Genomic DNA, 17,189 nt, shown 5'->3' on the forward strand with positions numbered 1-17,189 from the left:
GAATAAGAGTTGCCTTATGCTCTGATGGTTTTAACCGCTTTATCTAAAACACCATTAACGAACTTATGGCTGTCATCGGCAGCAAATGCCTTGGCCAGCTCAATCGCTTCATTGATCACGACCTTATAAGGCACGTCACCCTGGCTTAATTCATATACGGCTACGCGTAAAATGGCTTTTTCAACATGGTCGATATCTTCCAATGGACGATCCACATGAGGTCGAATCGCTTCATCAATTTCAGAAACGTTCGCAGCTACACCGCGCAATAATGCAGAAAAATAGTCGGTATCTAAGCGACGTTTAGCATTATCGGCAAGAAAGTTAGCTTCGATTTCACTGATATCGTTGTTGGTCAGCTGCCAGGAGTATACTGCCTGTACGGCAATCTCTCTGGCTTTACGTCGTGGAGATGGTTTCACTAATGTACCGCCTATAGTTGTTCAAGAACGTTAACCATTTCGATAGCGCTCAAGGCTGCTTCCGCGCCTTTATTACCAGCTTTGGTACCAGCACGTTCGATGGCTTGCTCAATGGAATCTGTGGTGATAACGCCAAACGCTACAGGAGTATCGAATTCCATCGCTACCTGAGCCAGTCCTTTGTTACATTCGCCGGCAACGAAATCGAAGTGTGGTGTACCACCACGAATCACAGCACCGATGGCAATAATGGCATCAAAATCGCCTTTTTTCGCTAAACGTTTTGCGGCTACCGGAAGTTCGTAAGCACCAGGTACACGAACAACGGTAATGTCATCATCATTTACCTGACCCTGACGCTTCAACGCATCAATAGCACCTTCTAGTAAGCTTTCAACAATAAAACTGTTAAAGCGAGATACAACAATAGCGAATTTTTTACCCTGCGCTGCAAAAGATCCTTCAATTACGTTCATTTTTATCAACCTGTCTGTAAAAAAATTGTCGGCAATTTTAGCAAAAGCTTTGTCAATTAGGTATCGATTTGTTTGCATACCCGGAAATAAAGCTGTTATTGAGGATGAAATTGCTGTCTCGTTTAGTAAAGCTCAGGTTTATTTGCTAGAATGGCCTTCTTTTTCAATACTGAAACAACCCAAAGTCTAGCTCAAAGCACTGAGTATGTTGGCTTTTTAATGATGATGTCAGTTGCAAATGAACGAAACTGGTTAAAAGGCAAGCTAAACGCAATCACAGTGGTCGGTCGGACAACCTATAAAGATTAATTGTTCTTATGAAATTCTATTTTTCTAGTCATCAAATTGAATCGTTAAGTGAGTTTAATTTACACGAGCGCCAGCAAATCATCGAGATTGCTGGCAATAAGATTAAACCGACTCAAAAATTCGTTCTTAACCTGATCAAGCTTGCCATCCTGATCCCTCCTTTCATGATGCTAGCAAAGGTAGATTCGTGGATGTTTATTTTGCCCTTGGTATTTGTCATGGTGGGATATTTTATCGTATTGAGGCCCTTCTCTTTATACTTTGCAAACCAGTATATTGATAAAGCCATCAGAGATTTCAAACGCCAGCAGGAAGACGAATAACGTGAGTGGATGAAAGATGGGCCCGACTGAATGCAGGGCACCAGTATTTCTAAAACTCTTCTAACAAGTCTTCCAGATCTTCATCCAGTTCGGCTTCTTCTTCTTCGTCAATAACCAAAGGCGGGTTGCCGTCATATAACCGGAACGTAATATTCTGGAAATAAACCTGTTTTACAAACTCATATGGATCCGCTGAATCTTCTAACAGGACTTCCTGCTCTTCGAGCTGCGCCCGAGTCTCGAGGCCAATAATCATATAACGAGCGACGTTTGGCCAAAAATCGATTACCGCCATAGGCCAATACAGGCTGTCGACGATGTCCCCAGTGCCATCGCGAACCGAGCTTGGTCCGAACAGAGGTAACATCAGGAACGGTCCATCTTCAACCCCGTAATATCCGAGTACCTCACCAAACTGCTCTTCTTGTCTGGTTAAGCCTGCATACTGAGCAACGTCAAACAAACCAAATAAGCCTATGGTGGAGTTGAGAACAAAACGACCGGTTGTCTGAGCCGCTCGATTAACTTTTAACTGCAATAGACTGTTTACGGCGCTAAACGGCTCGTTAATATTAAGGACAGCATTGTAGACGCCGGTGCGCATCGGTTGCGGAACATAGGTGACATATGTCTGAGATGCGGGTTTTAGCACGTATTTATCGGCATAATCCCAGTTAAACGTCCATATTGCACGGTTGACCGGCTCCAAAGGATCGGAATACTCGTCGTCTTGAGAATTGGTCGTTGAACAGGCACTTAGACCCAGTGCAACAATAACGACAATAAATCTGGAAAAAGGTAATGAGGAGAAGTTCATCCTAGTCGCCTGAAATACATACAAAAACTCTATTAGGGGCGAATTATAACCCGCTTCTTGATTAGCTAGATAGTAGTTCCGGCAAAAAACTTACAAAATTAAACGTCAACGATTACGATAAGAGTTAGAACTCAATACCATGCTCACGCATTTTCGCCAGCTTATAACGTAAGGTACGAGCACTGACACCCAAGCGCTCAGCGACATCTTTGCGAGAACCATTACAGGTTTCCAGAGCATCAAGGATTATTTGAAATTCCTGTTGTTTAAGCCCGGATTCTAAATCCGCTTTCGGTGCCTGATGCAGATCATTGGCGATTAATCCGGCCTCGAAGGAGTCATTGACACTCAGATCTTCGATCATCAAATCATCGGCTCTGATGATATTGTCCTGATTTAAAATCAAGGCTCGCTGGACGATATTATCCAGTTCCCTGACATTCCCGGGCCAATTGTACCCGAGTAACTTATGTCGAGCCGAATCAGAGATTTCGACCGGCTCCTGGGGATGATATTTCGCTAACAGGTGTTCCGTTAAAGGAATGATATCGTTGGGGCGCTCGAATAGAGGTGGCCACGTCAGAGGAAAAACATTGAGTCGGTAATATAAATCCTCGCGAAAAACCCCTTCACTCACCGCTTGTTTTAAATCCCGGTTTGAGGTGGCAATAACACGAACATCGAGGCTAATGGTTTTCCTGCTACCGAGACGCTCTACCTGGCGCTCCTGAATTACCCGAAGAATCTTCGCCTGCAGAGCTAAATCCATCTCGGTAATTTCATCAAGCAAAATGGTACCATTTTGCGCCTGTTCAAACTTACCCGGGCAGGCGTTAACCGCCCCAGTGAAGGCACCTTTTTCATAGCCAAATAAGGTAGCTTCAAGCATATTCTCTGGGATCGCGGCACAATTAATGGCGATGAAAGGCTGTTCAGAACGGCCAGACTGATTATGAATATATTGTGATAGTACTTCTTTACCTGAGCCACTGGGTCCCAATACCATAACCGAAGCGTCAGAAGCCGCGACTTTTCTTGCCAGAGATAACAGTTTTACACTTTTATCATCTTCAGCCACCGGTTGATCTTTTGATTGTTGGTGAACCGGCAGATACTGGCTAATCAAATTAACCAATACCTCTGGCGCGAAAGGTTTGGCCATATAGTTGCAGGCGCCATCCTTCATAGCCTGCACCGCATCATCAATGGTGGCATATGCGGTCATTATGAGGACAGGGAGTTCGGGATAATTTAATTTTATGCTGCGCAATAAGTCTAATCCAGACATGCCGCCCATCTGAACATCTGTAACCACAATATCCACTTTATGCTGCTTCAGCATAAGCAGTGCAGCTTCACCACTATCGGCTTCAATGCAGAGATAATCGGACAACATTAGGGTATCAACAACCGCCTCTCTCAGGCCGGGATCATCTTCTACCACTAACACCAGATTCTGTGTCATTTCCTTACCTTAATTACTTTTCTATTTGTTCGTGCTCTGTCTTAAATTGAGGAAGTTTCAGACAAAATTCGGCACCGCCCTGCTCACTAGCGCTAAGCTCTACATCACCGTGGTGAGCCTTGGCTACGGATTTAACAACCGCCAGCCCCAAGCCTGTGCCCTGCATTTTTGAGGTGTAAAATGGCTCAAATATCTTTTCTCTATCTTCACTAACAATACCATCGCCATTATCTTTCACCCGCAGCAAAATCCAATCTCCCTGGGCTTCGATATGAATATCGATATGTGGTTCATCATCAATCACTTCTAAGGCATTTTGAACCAGGTTTTGTAGCGCTCCTTCCAGGGCACTTTTATTGGCGAGTATCTTTAATGGCTCTCCATGATGCGGCGCATAGTGAATATCACAGGTGGCATCAGCTTCTTCGAGCTGAACTTCTACGCCAGCAATCGCTTCATCAACTATGGTGGTCACTTCAACAACTTCAACAACTTGCTTACCGCCGCTCTTGGCATATAAAAGCATGTCATTGACCTGTTGCTCCAACTCTTGCAGTCGGGCGTGTAACTTTTCCTGAAACAATGACTGTTTTGCTGGAGTGATATTCGACGATTTCAGGTTCGCGCAATACAGCATCGCCGATGATAGTGGTGTGCGGATTTGATGCGCCAGCGTGGAAACCATTCTGCCGAGTGAAGACAGTCGCTGCATTTGGCTAATTTTTTCCTGAAGAACACGTGTTTCAGTCAGATCAGTGATTTGAATAAGTTGTCCCGACTGGGAGTCAAATGAAGATATATCTAATTTTACCCGACGGCCGTCTTTTAACGAGACTTCGTGACCATCGTCTGCCCGTGGTTGAAATACGGTAGCAATAACATCTATCCAGCTACGTGCTACCAATTCACAATTTAACAATTCAAGGGCTGCTTTATTGGCCTTAACCACTTTACCATCGCCGTCAATGATCACTACGCCAGCAGGCATAATATCGAACAATTGGTTTAGTTGATTTGATTCAAGCAAAAGCGCGGATAAATCCACGGAACCGAGAGGGTCTGTATTATCCGTGTTCACGCTCGTTGAATCTAGTTGGCCATTGGCTTGCTGTAAATCCGGCTTCGCACCAGACATAGGTACCCCTGCTTATCTTTATTATTATCTTACGATTCAAGAATAAAAGTTCATGCAAACAGATGCAAACTCAAATCGCTTTACGCAGCACTGAGCCTACAATGATAGGGTAAATATATCAGCAGCAAAAGAAATATATTTTTAGGTGATTTAGTTAGACGTTCTCTTCAAGTAACAATAAGCCTGGTGAGTAAGAAATTCTGGCGCCGTTCTCGAGTACTAATTCTAGCTGTTGTTGTTCAGGTTCGGTTGCAACACGGACTATTTTTAAGAAGGTACTCACAGGCAAAGATGCTAATCCAGAGCCTAATATCGCGGAAACGATAAATCGGTAGGTACCAGGTGCTACCGGCATCCCATGTCGATTGTCTCCCTGCCAACGGAAAAAAGCATTGCCCTTTGGCATATCCCCCAAAGGAATAATCTTTACAATTTCTCCCTGCTTACTTTGCACGTACACCAACACGTGTCGCCCTTTCGATGGCAATTCGATGTGGCCTTGTACTTCTTTGGCGTTTTCGAGTTCAACGATGTGCTGCTTGACCAATAACGATCGTCCTATCAGGGCACTGGCTTGCAAGGCCATATTGGATGAAGAAAATCTCTTCCCGCCTAATCCGGCAACAGAACCCGACAAGCCGCGCACTTCATTTAAGCGCCCACCTGTGTCTGCCAGCATCTGGGCGACGCCGGATTTTAGATCCAGAGGATCATCTTCTACTTCTATTCTTGGAGAAGGTAATACACGTGCCAACAGGTCATCGATTCTGACAACCTGGGTAAACGATGTAATGTATGAAGGTTCAATTCTCGCCATCTATTGGCATCCTGCCTTGTCATGTTATTGATTAAAAACGGTTATGATTTAATGTCTTGTTATCCACTCAAAAGCCATCATGTTGACCGGCAATCACTGACAATGATTAAAATCAAAACCACCGGCACTTTTCATACAATTTACGTGCCAAAAACAACCAAATAGCGACAAACCACCTTCCAAAAGCTCACTAAACCGCCAAACCGAGCAATTATCAAACAAATACTCTAAGTGCGGGCTTGGCGGACTAATGCAAAACAAGACAAAAATGTTGGTTCAAACCTCTAGATAACAGCAAACTATTAGCAAGCGGCAATAATCTGCCGCTCGTTTTTGCCGCTCTAATTTATTGAGGATCGATAGCAATCATTCTTAGAACAATCATTGAAGATTTAAATTAGATGAAACGATGAATTAAATTGCGAGAGAGGTATAAAAGCTAAAGGGGTTGAAATCCATATACCATTGCATGCTGCTCTGGATATATTTACACCTTTGTTTTTTTTGATATATTCAATAGTTGAGTCCCCTTAGTTTAATGGATAAAACAAGGACCTCCTAAGTCTTAGATACAGGTTCGATTCCTGTAGGGGACGCCATCCTGACGCTCAGTAAGGTTTTACAAACATCCGAAAACCAAGCGAAACCCAATAAAAACAATATATTCATATTCCAAAAAAAGCCAAGAACGCTTTTTGCCGGACAAGTTTTATAGTACATTTATAGATACACCGAAACAACAAAAGCAAACCAGTGTACCTAAATGGCAAAAATCACAACCCCCCTGACAGATTCAGAGATAAAGAGCGCCAAATCCAAAGAAAAAGAATATTGTTTATTTGATGGCGAAGGCCTTTTGCTGAGAGTTAAACCAACAGGGAGTAAACTTTGGGTATTCAACTATTATCGCCCTTACACTCGCAAGCGAGCAAATATCAGCTTTGGCAAATACCCTTCTCTCTCACTAGCTGAAGCGAGAAAAAAGCGGCAGACCGCCAAGGAGCTACTAGCCCAGGATATTGACCCAAAAGAACATAGGGATAGTGAAAAAGCATCTCAAAGAAACGCCCTATTAACCACTTTGCGTGCTGTCGCTAAAGAATGGTTTGAAGTTAAAAAGAAAAAAGTATCACCTATTACTGCTACCAGAATCTGGAACTCCATCGAGACTCATATACTTACAGATCTCGGTGAATACCCAATTACTAAAATAACCGCTCCAAAAACAATAGAAACGATCAAACCCGTTCAGGCGAAATCTAGTGCGGAATTAGCAAGGCGACTATGTCAACGCCTGAACGAAGTAATGAACTATGCGGTTAATGTGGGATACCTACACGCCAACCCCTTAACAGGAATAAAAGCCGCATTTGACAGTCCAGTGGTGAAGCACCACCCAACTTTAAAGCCCAAAGAGCTTCCCGAACTAATGAAGGCCATTAGCTACGCCAGCATAAAAATAGTTACTCGATGTTTAATAGAGTGGCAATTACATACCATGAGTCGCCCTAGTGAAGCTGCTGGCGCAAGGTGGGAAGAAATTGATTTTAACAAGAAGCTTTGGATGATACCTGCCGAAAGAATGAAAATGAAGAAAGAGCATATTGTTCCGTTAACCGATGAAACCTTATTTCTACTTGAAAGGTTAAAGCCCATCAGCGGCCATAGAGAGCATATATTTCCTTCTCATGGAAACCCTAGAAAGCCGACAAATTCAGAAACTGCGAATATGGCTTTGAAGCGTATGGGGTTTAAAGGAAGGCTAGTCTCCCATGGTTTAAGGTCTCTCGCCAGCACCATATTAAATGAACAAGGATTTGATTCAGATTTAATAGAATCCGCACTCGCACACCAAGACAAGAATCAAGTTCGCAAGGCATACAACCGAGCTGAATATATTGAAAGAAGACGCCAGTTGATGAAGTGGTGGTCGTCACACATAAGTAACTCTTGCTCACTGGAGTGCGCTGCTAATGGATAAAAGAAAGCTTTCAATTAAAAGCGATCAAGATATTACTGTGACGAGAAATAGATATGGAAGCGGCTATAAAAACAAGTCTATATTCCTACATGAACAGAAAAAGTTAGACCCTACTTCGCGCGAAACTAAACAAGCCATAAATGAAATAAATGAGACTTATGATCCTGACGCTTGGCTAGATCAATTCAAATCTAAAGTTTTTGAATTTTGTTCTGAGAAAAATATACCTACCGAATGGGTAGAAAACCCAGGAGACGATATAACCCTTTCTCTCCAACTGCGTAATAAATACCAACATATTATAGGTGCGAGGCAGGCGGGATTGTGTTTATTTGAAATTCATTGTTGTAGAGATTCGTTGAGGCAAGGTAAACATGAAAATGCTACCACTCAAGCACTTAGGTTGGTACAAAGTTATTCTAACTTTTTAATATCAACTCTTGAGCCGACCTTAAACAAAGGTACGCATACTTCAAAAAACTTCAAGAAGCCCGCCAAGCTAACAGAGCATGAGCTTCAGGAATGCTTTAGGTACTTTGAGGAAAACAAAATAAATCCTGACACTGAAATCAAATACACCGCTCAGAAAAGGTGGGAGTTGACCACAAAATTTTGTTCAAAAGCTTTCGGTAAAGAAATTGCGCCCAGAACTCTAGACAAAAAGTACGCCAAAATAAAAAACAAATAAACTTTGGCATGTACGGTCGTTAATGCCAAAACATCAGAGGACAATAACACTCATTGCTAACCAGTAAGGAGGATTAAGCAATGAGCAAAACATTTTCAAAAATCATTCGACGCAATGAGGTCATAGCTCTTACCGGCCTCTCAAAATCAACAATTTACAACAGAATAAAGGAGGGCCTTATACCAAAACCTATATCTTTGGGTTTTCGTGCGGTCGGCTTCATCGAGCATGAAATCCAAGAAGTATTAATAGCTATGGCAAACGGCTTTAGCAATGAAGAAATTCGCTCACTTATACGTAAGCAAGAAGCTAGCCGTACAAAGCTTGGAGGATATCACGATGCTTAAGACAATGATTTTCGCCGACAAGTGTGCGGAGTTAGGCCTACCGACTCCCAAGTCCTTTGAAAAACAAACAGAGTATGTTGAGAGGGTTCTAGTCGATGGATACAAGTTTAATACACGAAATGCTCGCTACATTGGCATAGGGAACCTTCACTCAATCATCTCTCACTTAAAGAAAAAAGGTATTAACTTTATTGTTGAACATAGGCAAGTTAGGTGTCCCTTTTCTGGTGAAACCCCTAAGTATTTGGTTGACGTCTGCTTCATGTCGTTTAAGCACAGAGCCGAATATTGGAAAAAGAAAGCCGCCAAGAAATAAGTCTTAGCGGCTAACCTGTAAGCACTAGGGGTGAAGTTTGGCGACCCGCCCCTAGTCATTTCATTATAACTTTTATTGGCGACTTGTATACGCCAGCAAGGTTAGTAACCACGAACCCTGAAAGTGACATTTATCAGCACCTGACTTTTACTGGACTCTATATTTAGGTTTATGACCCTAGAATCTACAGTGTTCATCATTAAAGAGTCGATGTAGCGTCGGTTATGGAAGGTTAGCGGTTATTCACTCTCGGCTAGGTATTTATTAATATCCTCTCGCTTTCTATGACATACATAACCAAAGACAAAGCATTAACAATCAATGGAAAGACCTGGTGGGTTAACTCCCAAAAGTCTGGCCTATTCAAGCCTATGCTGGTTTCGATGATTTACCAGCTTGATGTAATGCTGACGCACCATAGCAAAGTCCACGTATTGAGATTTGATCTCCGGTTATACAAATACACCGATGACAATAAAATAATTGAAGTCTTTTTGCGAAGATTGAAAAAGTGGTTGAAGAGAAAATATGAATTGAAACGTGTTGGCTATGCTTGGGCTAGAGAGTTAGAAACAGCCAAAAATCAGCATTATCATTTCGCCCTTTTCCTAAATGGTCACAAAATCAATTACCCTCAAGAACTAATCAAGAAAATACTTGCTATAGCAAGCCAAATAGACACGTCAGCGTTTATTCCCGACAACTGCTATTACAATATCAAAAGAGGCGATTATGAATCGATTCAGGCCGCAATATGGCGCTTATCTTACTTAGCTAAAGCGAGAGGCAAAGGGTACAAAGCAAAACAAACTAAGAACTATGGTACTAGCAAGCTGTTACCTCAGACCTCGCTGAAAGTATGAAAGAACCTCAACACTGCTTGCCAGCAACTCTCGAACCCTATCAGGGCGCCTCCATTCCCCAGCGTATTTCCCACCATGAAATAAGTTATTTCGTACTCTTCTTATAGAGTCAAATAAATTTCTAGCATCGATTGATTCGTAAGTAACTTCTTCCCATTTGATTACTCTATTTACAATAACTTGCTTTTTCGGAGAGCGGTGGATCAATATTGCTATCGACTCACCTATTTCTGCTTCAGCTATAGCAAAGATATGACAGAGCTTTTCATCAATAGTTCGTTGCCAATCCAGTCGAATTGTTTGCCATCTTCCCTCGGAAACATATCCATTTTCTTTCATCCAAGCTTCGTAACTTGAAAATAGTTTAAAAAACTCTAGTGCCAGCCTATCCAAATCGTTCATGCTATACGGTTTCACTTACTGGGTTGCTAATTGAACTTTCATTAATCGATTGTTCTAAAAGATCTCTAACTTCGTTAAGTTTATATTGTTGGCTAGACCTAATGTAATGACATAAGTTAGTTGATATAACGGTTAGAGCGTGTTCGATCTTGGCTTTTTTTACATCTCTTAACAGCAGTTTTTCCAAACCTGTTACTGTGCTTCTTTCTAATATTCTTTCTTGAAATATATTGTAAGCAGAATCAAAATTTTCAGTTCCATTTCTCGTGGTCGACACTGGGACATTAGAATTGCCAAAATCAATCCCTTCATCACTTAAAAAGTCGGCCATATCATTGGAATGCCCACAATTATCAAGATCGCGTTGGACTTCTTTACAAATTGTCCAAAGTGAAAAAACCAACGCTTTCCGAAAGTTCTTTTCTTTTTGTAAGAAAACTCTTTGTTGATTTGCTATATCCACTTGCGAAAAAACGTCGCTAAATTCAAATTCTAAATTGTTTAACTTTACCCAACCCTCATCAGAACGCCCTGCCAACTGTAGATACATCGGCAGGCGCAAATAGTCCTTAATGAAAAGTAATTCAGAATCTTCTGTTGATGAATCCAGCGCAACCTCAAGTACTTCGATAGCTTCTTCTATCTTTTTTTCTTTTTTAATTGAGCAGCTTCCTTCAGTAATTCGGAAGAAGACAAACCCTTGAGCTTTTTAGTGCCCGAGCGTTGAGCATTTTTTGGTGATTTGCTGTTTTTAGGATTATTTGTGCTTTTAAAAAAAGACAATATTGTGGAGAACATATTCAACTTCCTTGTTATATAGTCAAAATTATTTCAAGTTAAATTAATGGATATTTTTGCTAATTCCAATCATTTTGATTAGATAACCATAAAGTAACAAGGAATGTTAATCATAGAAAAGGACTACATCCAGCTATTAGCCAAACAACTAACCAGTCAACTTTCATTGTCAGATTTAAGGGCACTAGAAGAGATTGATAGCTTATTGTTCAATAACCACCTGTTTGATGAACATTGGATACACCATCCGATCACAGCAGAAAACAACAGACAGCTTCTAAATTCAATTTAAGCGGTTTAATTGCTTAGCGCTCCCCTTCTTACTGAAAAGTTGAGATAATAGCTTTAAATGGCATAAGGGGTTGATTTTGAGACGAATTGAACAAGCGGCACATAACAAGAAAGTTATCAATATGATTATTGAAGCGATGTTGGGATACTGGCATCCTAAATCGTATCAATTCATGATTGATTTATTGAATGAAAGCAGGGTTTATTCCAGTACAGGCAATAAATGGACTAGAAAGAGTTTATTTCGAATGCTTCAAAGAAATGGGTATAGTGGCCTACATGGGTTGCGTAAAGCGACTCAATAGGCCACTAGAGACCTTACTCAGTAAGCGAGACCTTACCTATCGTAATAAAATCTTGTTGTTCCGCGATAATTACGTAACTATCGTCATTTAGGCTAAATGAAGTGAAATTAATTGGCTCTTGTGTCGATGGCAATGGCAAAGTTTTTCCATCGCAGAGTCCGCTTTGATCAAGTCTTTTAGTTGTTAGTGAGAAAGGTATTAAAGCCTTTTGCTTATACCCGCCATCCTCAACTACTGAAAAATCCTCCAATACATATTGTTCACTACCTACACATGCCCCATCATCTTCCCAGTTGCGTGTATAAATACTTACTTCGAATAAAAGGTTGCTAGGTTTGGCATACATATACCTCGACGTATTAATATCATCCCTGACTTCATTAAGATAATAACCAGACGGCGCATCAAACAAAGATTCTTCAGCGAACCCTGTTAATTCTGACAAGTCTTTCTCAACCGCCAGCTTTTGATACGTAATGCCATCGACTACTACTGACTGATTTAATTCAAAAGTAACTTTGGAATTCTCCAGTTCTATTACTAAATCTAATAAAGAGAAGTTTTCTCCAACACAATTGAAATTCAAAGTTTGCCTAGTTGTTTGTTCAGAAAAGTGCTCTAAAGTTTCTCCAGTTTTACACATCAATTCACTTGGTGAAGGCTCTTGCTTAGCAACATCCCAGATATATGATTCAGTCTCAGACAAAAGCAAATAGCGATTCTGAGACGGATTTTCAGTTTCCAGCTGGTAATAGCCATAAATTGGCACTGTTTCCGGTTCAGGAGTTGAGGTAACGGGAGGTTCAACAACAGGAGATTCTTTTTTAGCCTCACCGCCCGAACCACAGGCGAACAGGGTTAACAGACAACTTAATGAGGGGACGAATTTCTTCCATGCTTTATTCATTAATATTCCTTTGATAATTTTGGTTAAATGCGAATCTATATTAAGGAAGGTAGAAAGCCAATTCAATCCGCTTTTAATTATTTGAAAATCATAGTAGGGTATTATTCCCCACTAAAAAGGGTGTTTCCGCACGCTATAAAAGAGTTATCTAGACGCTATAAAAAAGAAAACCTAACACTGATTTGCGACCCCATTAAACGCAGTTAGGTACACCTTTAGATACACCAACCAACCCCACGCCCACACAAAAACAAATCAAATCAAATAGTTAAAGAATAAATACGATTCCTGTAGGGGACGCCATCCGGTATCAAGTTTCTATCGTTCTGATGTTAAGAGCGAATTAATTTAACTATTTCTCTGTACGAGCCAGGCTTTGGTGGATTTTTGGTTTACGTAAAACCATGTGCATCCCCTTCCTTGCTATTATCCACAGAGCAGGAGTGTATAAGTGCAAACCCTTTATTGTTGATGCCTTCGTGCAAACCCTCCCTTGCTACCATCCATGGTACGGGAGGATAAATACATCCCTGTATAAAAAAAACCTCGCAAAGCGAGGTTCAGAGAAATTAACTAAAATTTCTTATTGTTGTTCTGTTACAAGGTTAACTTCCGTATTCTGAGAGGCATTCGAAGAGGTAAACATTGCAGAAACCCCTAGTACCAATACTGCGATAAACACAGTACTCAGCTTGACTTCCCTTAAAGACGATTTGTTCATAATCTGTTGCCTTCAAAAGTCGATAAATTATTTATTAGCCCGTTCAATTTATCGCTTTTAACTATGGGATACAAGGCCAATTGTCATAAAACTGCAAAAAAAGTTTGCAAAAATAATTTTTTCTACTAGTTACACTTTTTAACAATTAAATTTTCATCGATATTAGTAGCCCTTTTCTTTATCGACAACAAACTTAAGCGGTTGGTTTTTAGCGATATTTTCATAATGACAGACAATTTGCTCAACGATATTTTCCTGCTTAGTAACCGCGGCAATATGAGGAGTGACAATCAGCTTATCAGTTCGCCAAAATGGATGGTCATGAGGTAGCGGTTCGGTTTTAAATACATCAAGACACGCACCGCCAATTATCCCAGCTTCAAGCGCTGTTATTAAATCTTTCTCTACCACCGTATTTCCACGCCCGACATTGATAAAAACCGCATGTTTTTTCATTGCCGCGAAAAACTCGGCAGCAAACAAATCATTGGTTGCTTTTGTTGCCGGCAACAAACTGACAACACAATCAGCACGAGTAACGCATTGCAGCATAGCATTCTCACCAGCAAAGCATGGATAGTCCCTGTTAGATTTGGGCGTTCTACTCCAGCCTTCTACCTGATAGCCGTGAGCTAACAGATCCCTAGCCACGCGGTGCCCTAATTCGCCTACCCCAAGAATCAAAACCCGCTCAACAGCTACACTTTCCTGCTCCTGCCAGTAGCAATTAAATTGCTGTTGTTGGTAAGTATTAAATTGGTATTGATAGTTAAGAATCTGTGCCAGGACATAGTCACTCATCTGCCTGGCTAAATCATCTTCAACAATTCGACATAATGGTACATCCGGTAAGTCGGATAGCCCCAACAATCCATCCACACCTGCCCCTAAAGAGCAAACAGCCTTGAGGTTTGGTAACTTCGAAAGTAAGTTTTCCGGACACTTCCAGGCGACAACAAATTCAATATCCTGAAGTTCGCCAAGTTCAGGCCAAATCCTTATGTCTGTTGCTGGCAAGCACTGACTCAACCCCAACCGGAGCGCTTCAACATCTCGCCCCTGAATAATTAATGCTATAGCCACTTACCCTCCTCTCGGGTCGAACACCTTTACTTACACATAAAAAACGAAAACTTTCAAAATTAACTACAAAACCAGTTAACTTACTGATATCCCTTAAATAGCCTGAGCCAACCCGTAAAGAATCTGGACTAACCAGAGACTCTATATCGAGAACTGTCAGGGATAGATGAAAAAAATCTACATTATTTCATTGCACCAGACCCCAAGGTAAGGGAAAATACCCCGGTTTTTCAAATGGCTCTGAATTTAAAATCTAAATGTCAGAGTTGGTTGCGATAATAGGCATTATTATTTTGCTCGTCTATAGTTCATCAATATTTGCATGGATGCTATCGCAGCACCAATAGATAAAGTTTTCATTCTTAACTCGAAAGGTCTTTTCAAGGCCTTTAAATTATGACAATAAAAATTGCTATCAATGGCTTCGGCCGTATCGGACGTTCAATATTACGGGCTTTATATGAATCGGGCCGTAATGGCCAATTTCGCATTGTCGCCATTAACGAGCTGGCAAAACCGGAAGGCATTGCCCACCTACTAAAATACGATACCAATCACGGACGCTTCGGCTATGACGTGTCTCTTTCCCATGGATACCTCAATGTTGGCTCTGACGCAATTGCCCTAATCCATCAACCCGATATTTCATCCTTGCCATGGGGTGAACTAGACGTCGACATTGTGCTTGATTGTACGGGTATTTATCAGGGCAAACATGAAGCGCTAAAACACATTGAACAGGGCGCCAAAAAGGTTCTTTATTCCCAACCTGCATATAATGATGTCGATAAAACCATTATCTATGGGATTAACCACGATACCCTGACTGGTGAAGATCAGATTATCTCTAATGGCTCTTGTACCACTAACTGTATTATTCCGGTTATTCAGGTGCTTGACGATATCTTCGGCGTTCAAAAAGGAACCATAACAACCATCCACTCATCGATGCACGACCAACAGGTTATCGATGCTTACCACGATGATTTGCGCCTTGCCCGTGCCGCCAGCCAGTCGATAATTCCCGTCAATACTAAGTTGGCCGCAGGAATTGAAAGAATCTTGCCAAAATTTGCTGGCCGATTCGAAGCCATCGCAGTGCGTGTACCCACGGTTAATGTTACCGCCATGGATTTGAGCGTGACCTTAACCACAGATGTAGATATCGAAAAGGTAAATAAGGCATTGTCAGAAGCTCAGCACGGAAAATTGCAGGGTATCCTGAGTTTTACCACGGAACCCTTGGTGTCATCGGACTTCAATCATGACCCTCATTCCTGCATCATCGACGGCAATCAAACCCGTGTAAGTCACAATCGATTGGTTAAATTACTGGTTTGGTGTGACAACGAATGGGGGTTTGCGAATCGAATGCTGGATACCACATTCGCGATATTCAACACTGCCGATTAATCCTGTGAAATCTTTTGATTGGTCAGCGGTACTTTCAAAATTTGTAGCTTAATGGAGAAAAATCATGTCTGTCATCAAAATGACTGAACTTGACTTAGCAAACCAGCGGGTATTGATCCGCGAAGATTTAAATGTACCGATCAAAGATGGTCAAATTACTTCCGATGCCCGATTAAAGGCCGCTCTGCCGACAATAAAGCTAGCCCTTGAAAAAGGCGCAAAAGTCATGGTGATGTCTCACTTAGGCCGTCCTGTCGAAGGCGAGTATGATGCACAGTTTTCAATGCAACCCGTTGCTGAATATCTGCAAGATGCTCTAGGCACTCCGGTGCGTTTGATCTCCGATTATCTAAATGGTGTGGAACAACAGGATAATGAAGTCCTTTTGTTTGAAAATGTACGCTTTAATAGCGGCGAAAAGAAAAACTCCCCAGAGTTGGCCAAACAGTTAGCCGCCTTATGTGATGTATTTGTCATGGATGCTTTCGGCACGGCTCACCGAGCGCAGGCCAGCACATACGGTGTCGCTGAATATGCACCAGTTGCGTGTGCAGGTCCTCTTCTGGCTAACGAATTATCGGCGTTAAGTCAGGCATTAGATAACCCAGCCCGCCCGATGGTAGCGATCGTCGGTGGTTCTAAAGTATCGACAAAACTAACCGTTCTTGACTCGTTGTCAGGTATCGTTGATCAGTTAATCGTTGGTGGCGGTATCGCCAACACCTTCATTGCCTCACAGGGCCATGGCGTAGGTAAGTCGTTATATGAAGAAGACTTAATCGATGAAGCAAAACGCTTATCAAATGCCGCACAGCAAGCCGGCGGTGATATTCCTATTCCAACTGATGTTGTTGTTGGTAATGAATTCTCAGAATCAGCAACTGCCATTACCAAATCAGTTTCTGATGTAAACAACGAAGATATGATTTTTGATATTGGCCCGGATTCGGCCAATACTTTAGCTAACATCCTGGAAAATGCAGGCACGATTGTCTGGAATGGTCCTGTTGGCGTTTTTGAATTTGATCAATTTGGTAACGGCACTGAAGTTGTCGCCAAAGCAATCGCAAACTCTAAGGCATTTTCCATAGCCGGTGGTGGTGACACATTAGCTGCCGTCGACAAATATGGTATCGCCGATAAAGTTTCATATATTTCAACCGGTGGTGGTGCCTTTCTAGAATTCCTGGAAGGTAAGAAGTTACCCGCAGTTGCCATCCTTGAAGAACGCGCATCACAACAACAATAACAGCGCGGCGAAAACAAAAGAAAAACTACTGGCGGTCTGGCCGCCCTTTATTATTGCAGGA

General features: G+C 41.7%; 18 protein-coding genes and 1 tRNA gene. 9 read left to right on the forward strand and 10 right to left on the reverse strand.

Translation table 11 applies throughout. From position 1 onward, the window contains the following. Positions 1-14: 14 nt before the first annotated feature. Positions 15-422, reverse strand: coding sequence for a transcription antitermination factor NusB (gene nusB, locus FNC98_RS10900; RefSeq protein WP_143581267.1), 408 nt, complete (start codon positions 420-422; stop codon positions 15-17). A gap of 11 nt (positions 423-433) precedes the next feature. Beyond that, entirely contained in the window at positions 434-898 is a 465-nt protein-coding gene (ribE, locus tag FNC98_RS10905) for a 6,7-dimethyl-8-ribityllumazine synthase (RefSeq protein WP_143581268.1), read from the reverse strand. A 317-nt stretch (positions 899-1,215) separates the two neighbouring features. On the opposite strand from ribE, the gene FNC98_RS10910 reads away from it, so the two are divergent. Next, entirely contained in the window at positions 1,216-1,530 is a 315-nt protein-coding gene (locus FNC98_RS10910; RefSeq protein WP_143581269.1) for a DUF6170 family protein, read from the forward strand. 49 nt (positions 1,531-1,579) lie between these two features. On the opposite strand, the gene FNC98_RS10915 is transcribed toward FNC98_RS10910, so the two are convergent. The 4 genes from FNC98_RS10915 to FNC98_RS10930 all read right to left on the reverse strand — a co-directional run bounded on the left by FNC98_RS10915 (position 1,580) and on the right by FNC98_RS10930 (position 5,764). Continuing rightward, on the reverse strand, positions 1,580-2,347 hold the full coding sequence (locus FNC98_RS10915) for a VacJ family lipoprotein (RefSeq protein WP_143581270.1): 768 nt from the start codon (positions 2,345-2,347) through the stop codon (positions 1,580-1,582). A gap of 124 nt (positions 2,348-2,471) precedes the next feature. Next, positions 2,472-3,812, reverse strand: a complete 1,341-nt coding sequence (locus FNC98_RS10920; protein ID WP_143581271.1) for a sigma-54-dependent transcriptional regulator — start codon at positions 3,810-3,812, stop codon at positions 2,472-2,474. Positions 3,813-3,825: 13 nt separating this feature from the next. Next, positions 3,826-4,947 (reverse strand): sensor histidine kinase, encoded by a 1,122-nt coding sequence (locus FNC98_RS10925; protein ID WP_143581272.1) that lies wholly within the window; start codon positions 4,945-4,947, stop codon positions 3,826-3,828. Between the two features lie 154 nt (positions 4,948-5,101). After that, complete coding sequence (locus tag FNC98_RS10930; RefSeq protein ID WP_143581273.1) at positions 5,102-5,764, reverse strand: flagellar hook assembly protein FlgD; 663 nt, start codon at positions 5,762-5,764, stop codon at positions 5,102-5,104. Positions 5,765-6,288: 524 nt separating this feature from the next. Between FNC98_RS10930 and FNC98_RS10935 the strand changes: the two genes are divergently transcribed. The 5 genes from FNC98_RS10935 to FNC98_RS10955 all read left to right on the forward strand — a co-directional run bounded on the left by FNC98_RS10935 (position 6,289) and on the right by FNC98_RS10955 (position 9,959). Continuing rightward, positions 6,289-6,363 (forward strand) — tRNA-Arg (locus FNC98_RS10935). A gap of 164 nt (positions 6,364-6,527) precedes the next feature. Further along, a complete protein-coding gene (locus FNC98_RS10940; RefSeq protein ID WP_143581274.1) occupies positions 6,528-7,745 on the forward strand; it encodes an integrase domain-containing protein in 1,218 nt (405 codons plus the stop codon). Beyond that, entirely contained in the window at positions 7,738-8,433 is a 696-nt protein-coding gene (locus tag FNC98_RS10945; protein ID WP_143581275.1) for a hypothetical protein, read from the forward strand. The genes FNC98_RS10940 and FNC98_RS10945 overlap by 8 nt, the downstream gene beginning before the upstream one ends. An 80-nt stretch (positions 8,434-8,513) precedes the next feature. Continuing rightward, positions 8,514-8,780 (forward strand): helix-turn-helix transcriptional regulator, encoded by a 267-nt coding sequence (locus tag FNC98_RS10950; RefSeq protein WP_143581276.1) that lies wholly within the window; start codon positions 8,514-8,516, stop codon positions 8,778-8,780. A 600-nt stretch (positions 8,781-9,380) separates the two neighbouring features. Next, positions 9,381-9,959 (forward strand): inovirus-type Gp2 protein, encoded by a 579-nt coding sequence (locus FNC98_RS10955; protein ID WP_143581277.1) that lies wholly within the window; start codon positions 9,381-9,383, stop codon positions 9,957-9,959. On the opposite strand, the gene FNC98_RS10960 is transcribed toward FNC98_RS10955, so the two are convergent. Further along, positions 9,933-10,361: a hypothetical protein gene (locus FNC98_RS10960; RefSeq protein WP_143581278.1), complete on the reverse strand. Its 429-nt coding sequence runs from the start codon at positions 10,359-10,361 to the stop codon at positions 9,933-9,935. The two genes, FNC98_RS10955 and FNC98_RS10960, sit on opposite strands and share 27 nt — an antisense overlap. 1 nt (position 10,362) lies before the next feature. Next, complete coding sequence (locus FNC98_RS10965; protein ID WP_143581279.1) at positions 10,363-10,899, reverse strand: hypothetical protein; 537 nt, start codon at positions 10,897-10,899, stop codon at positions 10,363-10,365. Between the two features lie 363 nt (positions 10,900-11,262). Here FNC98_RS10965 and FNC98_RS10970 point away from each other — a divergent pair, with 363 nt between their 5' ends. Then, positions 11,263-11,451, forward strand: a complete 189-nt coding sequence (locus FNC98_RS10970) for a hypothetical protein (RefSeq protein ID WP_143581280.1) — start codon at positions 11,263-11,265, stop codon at positions 11,449-11,451. A gap of 317 nt (positions 11,452-11,768) precedes the next feature. Here FNC98_RS10970 and FNC98_RS10975 read toward each other — a convergent pair whose 3' ends face one another. Together FNC98_RS10975 and FNC98_RS10980 are read right to left on the reverse strand one after the other, a co-directional pair. Beyond that, positions 11,769-12,662 (reverse strand): hypothetical protein, encoded by an 894-nt coding sequence (locus tag FNC98_RS10975; RefSeq protein WP_143581281.1) that lies wholly within the window; start codon positions 12,660-12,662, stop codon positions 11,769-11,771. 883 nt (positions 12,663-13,545) lie between these two features. Beyond that, positions 13,546-14,466 carry a 2-hydroxyacid dehydrogenase gene (locus tag FNC98_RS10980; protein ID WP_143581282.1) on the reverse strand — a complete coding sequence of 307 codons (921 nt, stop codon included), beginning with the start codon at positions 14,464-14,466 and terminating at the stop codon, positions 13,546-13,548. Between the two features lie 396 nt (positions 14,467-14,862). Between FNC98_RS10980 and epd the strand changes: the two genes are divergently transcribed. Both epd and FNC98_RS10990 read left to right on the forward strand, forming a co-directional pair. After that, positions 14,863-15,879 carry an erythrose-4-phosphate dehydrogenase gene (epd, locus tag FNC98_RS10985; RefSeq protein WP_143581283.1) on the forward strand — a complete coding sequence of 339 codons (1,017 nt, stop codon included), beginning with the start codon at positions 14,863-14,865 and terminating at the stop codon, positions 15,877-15,879. Between the two features lie 64 nt (positions 15,880-15,943). Then, positions 15,944-17,128, forward strand: coding sequence for a phosphoglycerate kinase (locus FNC98_RS10990; protein WP_143581284.1), 1,185 nt, complete (start codon positions 15,944-15,946; stop codon positions 17,126-17,128). Positions 17,129-17,189: the final 61 nt, after the last annotated feature.

The sequence above is a fragment of the Thalassotalea sp. PS06 genome (genome assembly GCF_007197775.1).
Taxonomy (GTDB): domain Bacteria; phylum Pseudomonadota; class Gammaproteobacteria; order Enterobacterales; family Alteromonadaceae; genus Thalassotalea_A.

Bases quoted from the DNA above. Each gene is read 5' to 3' on its own strand.
- ribE (WP_143581268.1), bottom strand. From the start codon at position 898: ATGAACGTAATTGAAGGATCTTTTGCAGCGCAGGGTAAAAAATTCGCT.
- FNC98_RS10955 (WP_143581277.1), top strand. From the start codon at position 9,381: ATGACATACATAACCAAAGACAAAGCATTAACAATCAATGGAAAGACC.
- FNC98_RS10930 (WP_143581273.1), bottom strand. From the start codon at position 5,764: ATGGCGAGAATTGAACCTTCATACATTACATCGTTTACCCAGGTTGTC.
- FNC98_RS10920 (WP_143581271.1), bottom strand. From the start codon at position 3,812: ATGACACAGAATCTGGTGTTAGTGGTAGAAGATGATCCCGGCCTGAGA.
- FNC98_RS10975 (WP_143581281.1), bottom strand. From the start codon at position 12,662: ATGAATAAAGCATGGAAGAAATTCGTCCCCTCATTAAGTTGTCTGTTA.
- FNC98_RS10945 (WP_143581275.1), top strand. From the start codon at position 7,738: ATGGATAAAAGAAAGCTTTCAATTAAAAGCGATCAAGATATTACTGTG.
- epd (WP_143581283.1), top strand. From the start codon at position 14,863: ATGACAATAAAAATTGCTATCAATGGCTTCGGCCGTATCGGACGTTCA.
- FNC98_RS10970 (WP_143581280.1), top strand. From the start codon at position 11,263: ATGTTAATCATAGAAAAGGACTACATCCAGCTATTAGCCAAACAACTA.
- FNC98_RS10950 (WP_143581276.1), top strand. From the start codon at position 8,514: ATGAGCAAAACATTTTCAAAAATCATTCGACGCAATGAGGTCATAGCT.
- FNC98_RS10910 (WP_143581269.1), top strand. From the start codon at position 1,216: ATGAAATTCTATTTTTCTAGTCATCAAATTGAATCGTTAAGTGAGTTT.
- FNC98_RS10925 (WP_143581272.1), bottom strand. From the start codon at position 4,947: ATGTCTGGTGCGAAGCCGGATTTACAGCAAGCCAATGGCCAACTAGAT.
- FNC98_RS10915 (WP_143581270.1), bottom strand. From the start codon at position 2,347: ATGAACTTCTCCTCATTACCTTTTTCCAGATTTATTGTCGTTATTGTT.
- FNC98_RS10960 (WP_143581278.1), bottom strand. From the start codon at position 10,361: ATGAACGATTTGGATAGGCTGGCACTAGAGTTTTTTAAACTATTTTCA.
- FNC98_RS10940 (WP_143581274.1), top strand. From the start codon at position 6,528: ATGGCAAAAATCACAACCCCCCTGACAGATTCAGAGATAAAGAGCGCC.
- FNC98_RS10990 (WP_143581284.1), top strand. From the start codon at position 15,944: ATGTCTGTCATCAAAATGACTGAACTTGACTTAGCAAACCAGCGGGTA.